Source organism: Saccharicrinis sp. 156, assembly GCF_050589685.1.
In the GTDB taxonomy this organism is placed as follows: Bacteria; Bacteroidota; Bacteroidia; order Bacteroidales; family Marinilabiliaceae; genus Saccharicrinis.
The window spans coordinates 164,238-177,029 of the sequence record NZ_JBNGOS010000003.1; the positions used below are offsets into that span (position 1 = coordinate 164,238).

General features: G+C 38.8%; 13 protein-coding genes. 4 read left to right on the forward strand and 9 right to left on the reverse strand.

Going from position 1 to position 12,792, the window contains the following annotated elements:
• Window positions 1-76 precede the first annotated feature (76 nt).
• From ACRD64_RS02455 to ACRD64_RS02490, 8 genes are all read right to left on the reverse strand, one after another.
• Window positions 77-793: a DUF2490 domain-containing protein gene (locus tag ACRD64_RS02455; RefSeq protein ID WP_430931570.1), complete on the reverse strand. Its 717-nt coding sequence runs from the start codon at window positions 791-793 to the stop codon at window positions 77-79.
• Window positions 794-907: 114 nt separating this feature from the next.
• Complete coding sequence (locus ACRD64_RS02460) at window positions 908-1,888, reverse strand: D-alanine--D-alanine ligase (RefSeq protein WP_430931571.1); 981 nt, start codon at window positions 1,886-1,888, stop codon at window positions 908-910.
• 236 nt (window positions 1,889-2,124) lie between these two features.
• Window positions 2,125-3,180 (reverse strand): RluA family pseudouridine synthase, encoded by a 1,056-nt coding sequence (locus tag ACRD64_RS02465; protein WP_430931572.1) that lies wholly within the window; start codon window positions 3,178-3,180, stop codon window positions 2,125-2,127.
• A 3-nt stretch (window positions 3,181-3,183) separates the two neighbouring features.
• On the reverse strand, window positions 3,184-4,011 hold the full coding sequence (locus ACRD64_RS02470) for a PASTA domain-containing protein (protein ID WP_430931573.1): 828 nt from the start codon (window positions 4,009-4,011) through the stop codon (window positions 3,184-3,186).
• 98 nt (window positions 4,012-4,109) lie between these two features.
• Complete coding sequence (gene rpmH / locus ACRD64_RS02475) at window positions 4,110-4,268, reverse strand: 50S ribosomal protein L34 (RefSeq protein ID WP_044262814.1); 159 nt, start codon at window positions 4,266-4,268, stop codon at window positions 4,110-4,112.
• Window positions 4,269-4,369: 101 nt separating this feature from the next.
• Window positions 4,370-4,990 (reverse strand): 16S rRNA (guanine(527)-N(7))-methyltransferase RsmG, encoded by a 621-nt coding sequence (gene rsmG / locus ACRD64_RS02480; protein ID WP_430931574.1) that lies wholly within the window; start codon window positions 4,988-4,990, stop codon window positions 4,370-4,372.
• Window positions 4,991-5,095: 105 nt separating this feature from the next.
• Complete coding sequence (locus ACRD64_RS02485; RefSeq protein WP_430931575.1) at window positions 5,096-5,707, reverse strand: RNA polymerase sigma factor; 612 nt, start codon at window positions 5,705-5,707, stop codon at window positions 5,096-5,098.
• Complete coding sequence (locus tag ACRD64_RS02490; protein WP_430931576.1) at window positions 5,698-6,849, reverse strand: glycosyltransferase; 1,152 nt, start codon at window positions 6,847-6,849, stop codon at window positions 5,698-5,700. The genes ACRD64_RS02485 and ACRD64_RS02490 overlap by 10 nt, the downstream gene beginning before the upstream one ends.
• Before the next feature lie 596 nt (window positions 6,850-7,445).
• Between ACRD64_RS02490 and tgt the strand changes: the two genes are divergently transcribed.
• The 4 genes from tgt to ACRD64_RS02510 all read left to right on the forward strand — a co-directional run bounded on the left by tgt (window position 7,446) and on the right by ACRD64_RS02510 (window position 11,832).
• On the forward strand, window positions 7,446-8,576 hold the full coding sequence (tgt, locus tag ACRD64_RS02495) for a tRNA guanosine(34) transglycosylase Tgt (RefSeq protein ID WP_430931577.1): 1,131 nt from the start codon (window positions 7,446-7,448) through the stop codon (window positions 8,574-8,576).
• Window positions 8,577-8,686: 110 nt separating this feature from the next.
• A complete protein-coding gene (locus ACRD64_RS02500) occupies window positions 8,687-9,778 on the forward strand; it encodes an LptF/LptG family permease (protein ID WP_430931578.1) in 1,092 nt (363 codons plus the stop codon).
• Between the two features lie 177 nt (window positions 9,779-9,955).
• On the forward strand, window positions 9,956-11,500 hold the full coding sequence (locus tag ACRD64_RS02505) for an acyl-CoA carboxylase subunit beta (RefSeq protein WP_430931579.1): 1,545 nt from the start codon (window positions 9,956-9,958) through the stop codon (window positions 11,498-11,500).
• Between the two features lie 11 nt (window positions 11,501-11,511).
• Window positions 11,512-11,832, forward strand: coding sequence for an acetyl-CoA carboxylase biotin carboxyl carrier protein subunit (locus ACRD64_RS02510; RefSeq protein ID WP_430931580.1), 321 nt, complete (start codon window positions 11,512-11,514; stop codon window positions 11,830-11,832).
• 51 nt (window positions 11,833-11,883) lie between these two features.
• On the opposite strand, the gene ispE is transcribed toward ACRD64_RS02510, so the two are convergent.
• Entirely contained in the window at window positions 11,884-12,696 is an 813-nt protein-coding gene (gene ispE, locus ACRD64_RS02515; RefSeq protein WP_430931581.1) for a 4-(cytidine 5'-diphospho)-2-C-methyl-D-erythritol kinase, read from the reverse strand.
• Window positions 12,697-12,792 lie beyond the last annotated feature (96 nt).

Consider the following 12,792-nt stretch of genomic DNA (forward strand, 5'->3'; position numbering starts at 1 on the left):
ACATCATTAACATGTCGGTATAAATTATAACAATAATGGTAAACAAGGGCTGCTTTTATGATTTGAAGGCAGCCTTTTATTTCCTCGAAAACAAACTGTTTTTAATATATACATTGAAAATAGCGATGTCGGAATAATCGGAGAAGTTAGTATTGCTGTGGGTGTGCTGATAAAATAAAGTTCCTTCTAGAGAAGTTTTTGAGTTTAGCTTATAACCGATTCCAATCCCATGTCTCCCCCTGTTGAACAAAATATGGTCATGCTCCATTTTGCCTACCGGGTTAAAAAAGAACTCAACCGAGGCCATCCAATATGGCGTTTTAGCTTCAATGTTTTTATTAGTGTTAAAAGCCCGCTTGGTTTTAATCTCATATCTGAACCGTGAGGCATTTTTGTTTTCCCGGTCACGATTGTAAGTATAGAACTGCTCTTCCATCCTAAACCGGTGCGAGAATGACATATGTGCCATCCGCGGATACATAAACTTTATAGATTGATGAGGACGAAATTCACTTTGCACAACCTTATCGGGAGTTGCGGTGCGATTATACATAAAACCAACGTCCACAGACACATTCCCGCTTAATTTGTAGGCGGTAAGATTTCTAATGCCCCAACGTGTCCAATCTGCTCCGTTATATCCCTTATAAAATCCACCATCAAAAGTGGTTGTCCAGGACGGATCAATTTTAAATTGTTCCAGAACCAACACTCTAAGCTCTTGTTTCTGAGCCTTTAAAACATTAGCAAGTAATAAAATACAAATAAAAACTATCGTTCTTTTAAAAATCATTTTCCCACACTAATATTCGGAGCGCAAAAATCCTTGTTAGCAACACAAAGAACAATGCTGTGTTAATTTAATGTTATCGACGACAAAAGTGTAAAAAATGACCTAAAATTCAAACTATTGAGACATAGAACTTTCGATAATCTCTGTGAAAACTTCCTTTATATTTAAGCCCGCAGCTTTAATTTGCTGAGGAATAAAACTGGTAGCCGTCATACCCGGTGTGGTATTTACCTCCAGCAAAAAGATGTTGTTCTCCTTTAGAATATAGTCGATTCGTACGATACCTTTACAGCCGAGTATATCATAAATCAGCGAAGTAATTTTTTGCATCCTTTCAGCAGTTTCCTGTGGCAAACGTGCCGGCGTAATTTCCTCCGCTTTATCGGCGTTGTATTTGGCTTCAAAATCAAAAAAATCATTGGCAGGAATAACTTCTGTAATTGGGAAAACGGTTTCTTTTCCCACGATTTTATATAATCCGCAGGTAAATTCCTTTCCGTCGACAAATTTTTCGATGATCACCTCGTTGCTCTCGCTAAAGGCTTTTTCGATGGCAGGTTTTACTTCCGATATTTTTTGAGCCTTGGTAATTCCAAAGCTGGAACCTCCCGCGTTGGGCTTAATAAAACACGGTACACCAAGAGTATCGATAATATGATCTATGTTATATTCTGTGCCTTTTCTGATCAGCAGCGAATCGGCCACCAATACACCAAAACCTTTTAGGTACGTATTACAGGCAAACTTATTAAACGATAGCGATGCCGGCAACACTCCACAAGTAGAGTAAGGCATACCTATCATATCAAAATACCCCTGCAACTTGCCATCTTCGCCGGGAGTTCCATGAATAGTTACATACGCACAATCAAAAAACTTTTTTTCCCCATGTATCGAATAAGAAAAATCATCTTTATCAATTGGAAATTCCTGCCCGTTTACCTCGGCCACCCATTTATCCGAAGTAATTAAAACAGGTATCGAATCATATTTAGCGTCGTCGATAAAAGACAATACTCCCCGGGCGCTTTTTCGCGACACAATTATTTCCGATGAATCGCCGCCATAAACAACAGCTATGTTTTTTTTATTCATGGTTGTTTGATTATACTTATAACTAACAATATGTTTGTTCCGACACACAATTGTACATTTTTTTTGAGTTTAGTGCTGCGTCGGATTTATTTTTGCCTTGTAACTATGCAGTCTTTCCAATACTAGTTAGGGACAGGTTATGATATCTTCCCGCAATTTTTCGGGACAACCTGTTCCGCAAGATCGGAAGGTTATCTCAATATCTAATGTTTTACCTGGTGAACACTACGGACTTCTTAGTGTCCCCTACTTGAAATATAACCCCTCCATTTTTCAATAGCCATGGTCATATCCTCAGGAAGTTCAGTATCAAAACTCATTTTTTCCCCTGTGCGGGGATGGATAAAACCGAGCGACTTGGCATGAAGTGCTTGTCGCGGCAGTATCTTAAAACAGTTTTGCACAAATTGCTTGTATTTAGTAAACGTTGTTCCTTTTAATATTTCGTTACCTCCGTATCGTTCATCGTTAAAAAGGGTATGTCCAATGTATTTCATATGGGCACGGATCTGATGGGTACGTCCTGTTTCCAACACGCATTGCACCAAAGTAACATATCCGAATCGTTCCAACACTTTATAATGCGTAACAGCATGCTTCCCAAACTCTCCTTCCGGAAAAACAGACATCTGCATTCTGTTTTTAAGACTACGCCCGATATGTCCGGTTATCGTTCCTTCCTCCTCGTCTATATTTCCCCATACAATGGCAGTATAGGAACGTTCCGTTGTTTTGTCGAAAAACTGACGTGCCAAATGGTTTTTGGCCTGCTCCGTTTTGGCGACAACCAATAAGCCTGAGGTATCCTTATCTATTCTGTGCACCAAACCGGGTCGTGGGTCGTCGGCATTAAAAAGCGGAAGATCTTTTAAATGATAAGCCAGGGCATTTACCAATGTACCTGAATAGTTCCCGTGTCCGGGATGCACCACCATCCCCGGCTCCTTGTTTATGACCATCAAACAATCATCCTCATAATGAATATTCAATGGGATATCTTCTGGAATAATCTCGATCTCTCTGCGAGGATATTCCATTACAATGGTAATGGTTTCGTTGGGCTTTATTTTATAATTTGATTTTACCGAAGTTCCATTTACCAATATATTCCCTGCGGAAGCTGCTTCCTGAATTTTGTTCCTGGAAGCGTTCTCCATTCTATTGACCAAAAATTTATCAATACGGATTTGTTTTTGACCTGCGTCCGTAACAAAACGGAAATGCTCAAACATTTCATTTTGCTCTTCCTCCAGTCCTTCCATTTCTTTTCTATTATCCTTCTGCTCCGTCATTACTTAGTTTATTTGAACGGCCAATGAATCCACCATTAAAGTATCGGGCATTATCTTAAACGAATCGATGGTCAACCATACGTCCAGCGAAGAACCCAGTCTTAATTTCTTCCCGGATTCAATCTCGGGCAACTGCTTCCATATAAAGGCCCTCGTACTGTCTTCAAGCGTAGGTATGCTATCATCGTAAATAACGGCGTTTATGTTTAATGCGTTTGATTGGCACAAAATCCTTGCTTCTTCCAGGGTCATCCCAAACAAGTCCGGCACTTCCGTTTTTTCGTCACTTAATCCTTGCCCCACCAACAAGTCGACACTTGAACCTTTGGCAATCAACACACCCTGTTCAATGGGTTTACCTTGATAATGCTGACCCAAAACCAATTGGGTATATTCCGAAGGAATGTAAATCAACTTCCCAACCCTCAGCCCATAAGACTCCAAAGTTACCTGGGCATTACGTAACGAAAAATCGACTAACTGCGGCATGGGTACCTGTTCTGCCGAATAGGCATTGATGGTAAAAAAAATGGTTCGGTTTTCCTTCACCTTACTGCCTGGCTTGGGTGTTTGTTCAACCACAACACCCGGTGTCATTTCAGAAATATGAACCGAATCAATGATTTTATACCTAAGTTTCTTCTGTTGCACCAAATCGATAAACTGCTTCTCTGTTAAACCTGAGAAATCCGGTGTGGCGTAATTTTCACCATGATGGGTATAAATATTCAGCGTAATAAAGGTGCTGATCAATATTAAAGCCACCAGACCAACGGCTGATGCTATATGCAGAAAAAACTTTTTGCTGACCAGAAATTTAAGAACCGACATAAGTTTGTGTTTTATTCAAGACGAGCTCAAAAATAATACAAAAAGGCAAAAAAAAAGGATTCACGAGGAATCCTTTTTAATATCTGATGAAGCATTAATTATGCTTTATGTCTTTTCTCGCTTGAAACACTCAGTTTCTTCCTACCTTTAGCTCTTCTCGAAGCTAAAACTTTACGTCCGTTAGCGCTGGCCATTCTAGCTCTAAATCCGTGCTTGTTTCTTCTTTTTCTGTTCGAAGGTTGAAATGTCCTTTTCATCGTATTACTTTTTTATATCTTTCGACAGTTCGTTAGTTTCTATTTTCGGACTGCAAAAATACATCTTTATTTTCTTCTTCCAAAAAAAATAAAAGATTTATTTAAAATGTAAGGTGAATTAATTTCTTGGTTTCAAAGAAATCTTCCGAATAATATTCTTTCAACGCTATAACGGACGTGCTTTTCTTAAACGGTTTTATTTCTTCCTCAAAGTCGCCTCCCTTAAGATACAAGATCCCGTTGGTAACGGCATTTTTGCTTTTATTGCTTATCAAGTGCCTTGTTAACGAAACAAAACGAGGGAATGCAGTTACAGCCCTACTTACCACAAAATCGTATTTTCCTTTAATATTTTCGGATCGGGCCTGTTGTGCCATTACATTGTTCAACCCAAGTTCCTGGGCGATAGTTTCAACCACCTTAATTTTTTTGCCAATAGAATCTACCAAATGAAACTCGCAATCAGGAAAGTAAATAGCCAACGGGATGCCGGGAAAACCGCCACCTGTGCCTACATCGATTATCTTTGTCCCCGGTTTGAATTTTATGTATTTCGCTATTGCCAGCGAATGTAAAACATGACGAATATTCAACTCATCAATATCCTTGCGTGAAATCACATTGATCTTGTCATTCCACTCGGGATATAGCTCCTCAAGTTTTTGGAACAGTTTTACCTGCTCTTCCGATAATCCGGCAAAGTATTTTTGAATCAAATCCATTAATATCCCTTCCTCTTTTCTCCCAATAACAATGCATTATAAATTTTGCTTTAGCTTTATACAAATTACATACTTATATGCAGAAAACGTGTAATTTGTATAATGCTAATCTAATTTAACGTCGGTATTTTTAAGGGTGTTGAAAAGGAGTTCGCGAGCCCTGAACAACTGCGCTTTTACTGTTCCCAAAGGTAAATCAAGCTCTTGCGCAATCTCCTCGTACGAAAATTCGTTGAAATAACGCAGCTCAATTAAAGTACGGTATCTTGGCTTCAGTTTTTTAACAACCGTTCGCATCAATACAGCCTTCTGTTGTTTTATCAAACCTTCTTCCGGATCCGGAGTTTCATCCTTCAAATGTATAGGTGAATCGTTCTCTTTCTCCTCACTGATGTGCGTTCCATCTATAGAAACAATATTATTGCGTTTCTTACGCAAATAATCGATACAATTGTTGGAAGCGATTTTAAAAAGCCAAGTACTAAATGCGTAGTTGGGAGAATATTGATGAATGTTTTTAAAAGCTTTTCCAAAAGCCTCAATGGTTAGATCCTCTGCATCACTTTTATTATTTACCATCTTCAACAACATAAAGTAGATGGCATCGCGATATCTACCCATAAGTTCGGCAAACGCTTTTTGATCGCCCTTCACAGCTAATTGAACGAGTGCATAATCGTGTCTAGCCTTTTCTGATAAGTTTGGATTTAAGTCCATTTATATTTTTTTGCTTGTCTTTTTCCACTAAAAAGCAATGTTCCCGTTACTAAGGGCAGAATAAAATCTAACAATAACCCGCCCCAAGGTAATTCGGTTGTTTCTAATTGCCTGGCTATTTTACTTTGAATAAAAAATTGAACTGCCAATTTAATAATTATTACTGCAATTAAAACTACGGCAAAATTAGAAAAAAAAACAGATATTAAAGATATGCCCCAAAATATTTGTCTCGATAAAGCCTCCAAACCAATCAGCATCTTAGTTTTAAACTTATAGAAATGAGAGGTTGTCAAATGTCTGCTTTTTTGTCGTTTCCACTCCTTTAAGCTAGCTACCGGAACCGATTTGGTTTGACTTTGCGGTAATGCAACAACAGCTACATTATCTTTTGTTGCTGCATCTCGTATAAATAAATCATCATCTCCCGACAATACGTGCTGGTGGCTTTTAAATCCTTCATGTTTTTGAAAGAGCGACTTTTTATAAGCCATGTTTCTCCCCACCCCCATATACGGAACTCCCTTTAAGGCGAACGATAAATATTGTATCGCAATCTGAAAAGTATCGTACCTATGCCAAAGGTTCACAAATCCTTTTTGTTTTTTATATGGGCCATACCCCAGCACAATATCTTTACCGGATGCAAATCCTTCGGCCATGTTTTTTATCCAATATTTTCCTGCCGGTTCACAATCTGCATCTGTAAATAAAAGATGCTCATACTTTGCCGCTTTCACTCCCAAAGTAACCGCCAGCTTTTTACCATGATAAAATTTTTTATCATAAGGTATACTCGTAAAATATAAATTATTGTACTTTTCGTTTAATTGAGCCAATACCAACTCCGAATTATCCTCAGAAGCATCATTAACAACAATCACCTGAAACGGTGCTGGGTAATCCTGTTCTAATACAGAAGGAAGATGTTGCTTCAGATTTTTAGACTCATTCCTAGCACAAATTATTACTGAAATAGGTGGATACGAAAAATCATTTTCTTCCGTATAGTTCTTCAAATATTTATCCAATACGTTGTAGAAAAACAAATGGTAAAATATTTGTATAAAAAAAGCACTTAGCAATACAATAAATACATAAAGCCAAGGGCCATGGGTTGGTATTAAATTTGATAATTCCACTTTTCAAATATGTTTAATTAATAAGACTCTGGCAAGTATAACTCATTTAACTTTGCTTCTATAGCATTACGCATTAAAAAAATAAAAGTTCCCCTTTTTTATAGATTGCGGCCATGTAGACAATAATCATTGGGTTCATTTTCTACAATCTCATATTCAACACCTTACCCACCCTAAACCATATTTATGCCACACTTACATTCTAACACTAAAAATTACTTAAGATGAGGTGTTGTATTGTGATGCATTGGCTGTTAAACGTAGACTTACACTAATTATAACATAACGCTCTTTTTAATCGAGTCAAAAAAATGCATCCATCCACTTTTTTTTTGTAAAAAGTAAAATAATTTGGAGGTTTTTTATTCCTGTCCGGACAAGCTTTTTTAAGGTTTTTCCAATTGGCTAAAATGCCAGGATGTTCGAAATATTTGTCTTGCAGAACAAAGTAAGCCTGCCTATCGGCTAAAAAAAAATTTTCATTCAACCTTTCCTTTCATTTCAATATTGACTGACACAAGTGATTTATTTTTATAAAATATACAGGGTGAAGTATATAATGTATTTTTATATTTGCAGCCCCAAATGTAGACCGAATGGATTTTGAATTACAAGTAACAGACCCCAAAAGCAGAGCACGGACAGGAAAAATAACCACGGACCATGGAGAAATAGAAACGCCTATTTTTATGCCCGTAGGAACTGTGGGAAGCGTTAAAGGCGTGCACTTTAACGATTTAAAAAAGGATATTGAAGCCCAGATAATCCTCGGCAACACTTACCATTTGTATTTACGCCCGGGATTAGAAATAATTGAAAAAGCTGGAGGGCTGCACAAGTTTAATGGTTGGGACCGTCCTATATTAACAGACAGCGGCGGCTATCAGGTATTTTCCTTAAGTGGCAACAGAAAACTAAAAGAAGAAGGGGCTGTTTTCAGATCACATATAGATGGATCGAAACATTTATTTACGCCTGAAAACGTGGTTGATACACAAAGAATCATTGGGGCGGATATTATAATGGCCTTTGACGAATGTGCACCTGGGGATGCGGATCACAAGTATGCTAAAAACTCTATGGAGCTTACCCACCGCTGGCTGAAAAGAGGAATCACTCAATTTGATGCAACGGAAGCGAAATACGGTTATTCTCAAACATTTTTTCCCATAGTACAAGGGGCAGGTTTCAAAGACCTCAGAAAACAGTCGGCCGAATACATTGCTTCTTTTGAGAGAGCGGGGAATGCCATTGGCGGTCTTTCTGTTGGAGAACCCGCAGAGGTAATGTATGAAATGACGGAAGTGGTTACCGGCATCCTTCCCGAGGACAAACCTCGCTATTTGATGGGCGTTGGAACTCCGGTGAATATATTGGAATCCATTGCGCTTGGCGTGGACATGTTTGATTGTGTGATGCCCACACGAAACGGACGAAACGGAATGCTCTTTACTTCGAGAGGTGTGATGAACATGAAAAACGAAAAATGGAAAGATGATTTCTCGCCTATAGACCCAGAAGGAACCTCCTTTGTCGACCGTCATTACACCAAAGCTTACCTTCGGCACTTGTTTGTTTCAAAAGAACTTTTGGCCGCACAAATTGGGAGCTTGCATAATTTGGCCTTTTATTTGTGGTTGGTGCAGGAAGCACGTAAACATATTCAAGCCGGTGATTTTAGCGAATGGAAAGACAAAATGGTAAAACAGATGTCGTTAAGACTGTGATCAATCAGCTTCTTAACTTGCGTTAAACCAATATCGAAATAAACCGGAGCAATAGTTTTGTCCGTTATTTTTTTGTTCTTTTGTAAACAATTTAAAGTATACCACTTCAAATGAGAGGAGCCATACAAAAGCTTGACAGGTACATCATTAAAAAATTCTTGGGCACCTACTTCTTTGCCATTTTGCTTATCATCAGTATAGCGGTAGTGTTCGATTTCACCGAAAAAATCGACAACTTTCTCGATAAAGAAGCACCCCTGAACGCTATTATCTTCGATTACTACGCTAATTTCGTGCCCTATTTTGCCAACCTGTTTACTCCGCTCTTTGTTTTTATCGCGGTAATATTCTTTACCTCAAAGATGGCATACGATACAGAAATAATTGCCATTTTATCGGGAGGCGTAAGCTTCAGGCGATTGATGTTTCCTTATTTTGTAGGAGCCCTAATAGTGGCCATTTTCTCATTTTTACTGGGCGCATATGTCATTCCGCCTTCCAATAAAACCAGACTCGAATTTGAGTCCACCTACGTAAAAAACAAAAAAGACACAGGACTAACCGACATCCATTTACAGTTGGAACCCGGATTATTTGTTTACATGGGAAAGTTTTACGGGTACAGAAACAAAGGAAGTTACTTTAGTGCTGAGCGGTTCGAAGGAACCAGGTTGATTTCGAAGCTTTCATCACAAAGCATTACTTACAATAAGGACAAAAAAAACTGGACGCTGACCGACTATATTCAAAGAGATTTTATTGACGAAAAACACATAGAAATAACCGAAGGAAGCAAGATTGATACCGTATTTAACATGACACCATCGGATTTTAAATCGGAACACAATTGGTTTGAGACCATGACCAATACCGAACTTGATACCTATATAGAAGCTCAGACACAGAAAGGTGTCGGCTCGGTTAAACCGTATATTATTGAATATTACAAGCGTTGGGCCAATCCTTTTTCAGCTTTTATTCTTACCTTGATAGGCGTTTCACTGGCTTCCAGAAAAGTGCGGGGAGGTATTGGATTGCATATTGGAATTGGCTTGGGACTTAGTTTTGGATATATCCTGTTTATGACTGTGTCTACCACATTTGCTATTAACGGAAATATGAATCCTCTTATAGCAGTATGGCTTCCGAACCTGGTGTTTGCTCTTATTGGTGTGTATTTGTATAACAAAGCGCCTAAATAGCATTAAAAAGAATGCTACTTGGGCAAAAATATCGGTAATATCAGTGCTAGTGCAAAATGATTTTTTCTGCAAGTTTTCGTATCAAAATAATTTTTGTATTTATGTACCCTGAAATTGCAAGCATATTCTTATTTTTAAGACATTGATTTGTATTAGGTTAATTAAAAATGTTTAACTATGTCATTGAAAAAACACATCCTTGATCTTCGGAAAAGAAAAGAAAAGGTTGAAATGGGGGGTGGCGAAAAAGCCATCGAGAAACAAGTGGCCATGGGTAAAATGACTGCCCGCGAGCGTATTCTTGCCATTCTTGACCAGGATTCTTTTACAGAGTACGATCTTTTTGTTGAGCACGAAGCCAAAGACTTCGGGATGGACAAAAAGCAACTTCATGGTGATGGTGTGATTATCGGAACCGGTACTATTTATGGCGCACCCATTTGCGTGTTCGCCCAGGATTTTACCGTAGCCGGTGGTTCTTTAGGGCTAATGCACGCCCGTAAAATTACTAAAATCATGGATCACGCTTTAAAGATGCGTGTGCCTTTAATTGGAATTAACGATTCCGGCGGTGCCCGTATTCAGGAAGGGGTTAACTCTCTTGCCGGGTATGGAGAAATCTTTTACAGAAACACCATTGCCTCCGGTGTCATCCCTCAAATCTCAGTAATTCTTGGGCCTTGTGCCGGAGGAGCTGTCTATTCACCTGCTTTGACAGACTTTGTGTTTGTGGTAGATAACATTTCTAAAATGTTTATCACAGGTCCGGGTGTGATTAAAACTGTTCTGGGAGAAGAAATCTCGATGGAAGAACTTGGTGGAGCACGTGTACATGCCGAAACTACCGGTAACGCACACTTCTTTGCCGAAAGCGAACAAGAGTGTTTCGAACAAATTAAAAAGCTAATCACTTATATCCCTTGGAACAACAGCAAAAAAGCGAAGGAATTTCCTCCAAAAGAACCAGTTTTCAAAGGAAATATCGAAGACTTGATTCCTTCTGACCCGCGCAATCCATATGATGTACGCGACGTCATTAAAGGAATCGTGGATGACGGTGACTTTTTCGAAATCCAGGAACTTTTTGCTGCAAACATCGTAATCGGTTTTGGCCGATTGAACGGACAGACTATTGGTTTTGTGGCCAACCAGCCACTTGTGTTGGCTGGGGTATTGGATTGTGACAGTTCTGACAAAGCAGCTCGTTTTATCCGTTACTGTGATTCATTTAACATTCCAATCGTTACCCTTGAGGATATGCCAGGTTACCTTCCGGGAGCGGATCAGGAACATGCAGGTGTTATCCGACATGGTGCAAAAGTACTATATGCTTATTCCGAAGCTACCGTAGCAAAGGTTACCGTTATATTACGTAAAGCCTACGGAGGTGGTTATATCGCCATGAACTCGCGTCACTTAGGTGCTGACTTTATGTTTGCCTGGCCTACCGCGGAAATTGCTGTAATGGGACCGGAAGGTGCTGCTAACATTATCTTCAAGAAAGAGATTGAGGGAGCTGAAAACCCGGATGAAATGCGTCAGCTTAAAGTTCAGGAGTACCGAGAGAAATTTGCCAACCCTTATGTTGCTGCAGCTAAAGGTTACATTGACTCGGTAATTGAGCCTAACGATACACGTAACATTCTTTTACATGCTTTGGAAGTTTCTGAAGGCAAGGACGTTCATCATCCTGAGAAAAAACACGGTATCCCTCCATTTTAAATCGACTAATAATGAGTAACAAAAAAGAATTGGTTGGCTTTAGGGTACATACCATGGAGTACCAAACAAAGGTTACTAAAAAGTATACCGATAGAAAACCTTGGCAGGCTCCGGATCCTTGTGAGATCCGCTCTCACATCCCAGGAACGGTAATTAAGTTTAACGTGAAAGTTGGCGATGTAGTTAAAGAGGGAGATTCCATAATGGTGCTGGAAGCCATGAAAATGCTAAATCAGATTACGATGCCGTTCGACGGTAAGATCAAGGAGATTTGCGTTAAGAAAGGTGATAAAATTCCTAAAAATGAATTGATGATACTTATTGAAGTATAAACATCGATTTAAGAAATCATATTAAAGCCCTGGAGAAAACCGGGGCTTTTTTTATAATATTTCGGCCCAAGAAAAACAATTAGCAAATTCAATATCAGGCTCCTCCTTAAATAATCCAAAAACAGCCGCACCACTTCCTGTCATCGAAGCATAAACCGCTCCTTTGGTATACATCTTTTCCTTTACATCCTCAATTTCAGGATAATTTGGGAAAACAGCAGTTTCAAAGTCGTTTTTTATAATACCTTTCCAGTTTTCAACAGGTAACCTTAATTGATCTTGAAAATCTATTTCGGGCAGTCTTGGCGTAATTCCGCGATAAGCCACAGGTGTTGAGACATGGATATCGGGTTTAACCAACAGCAAATGGTATCCTTTTAGGTCAATATTACATGGAGATAGTACATCACCAATGCCGGTTGCCGTATGTGGTGTATTATATATAAAAAAAGCACAATCGGCTCCAAGTTCTGCCGAATACTCTAGCAACTTCCGTTCTCTAATTCCCAAATCAAACATCTGGTTTAAAGCTTTTAGGGTGAAAGCAGCATCTGCCGATCCCCCACCCAAACCTGCTCCAAAAGGAATAACCTTATGCAAATGCATCTTAACCGGTGGTATTTCATAGTCTTTTTTCAAAAGCATTAACGCTTTTACGCAGAGATTATCTTCCGGATCAGCATCTACATCAATACCACTGTAACTCCAAACAAAATCCTCCTTGCCATTTTTATTCTCTATAATTTCCAGCACATCCTTCAGTTGCGTTGGATAAAATAAAGTTTCGATATTATGGTAGCCATCCGGTCTTTTTTGGGTTACATATAAACCTATATTAATTTTTGCGTTGGGGAAACAAATCATAATGCATCTTAAAAAAGTTGACCAAAGATATATAAAGTATCAAGATTAAAAATCAATTATAAACAAGCAAAATCATCGGGTAAAAATTATTAGGCT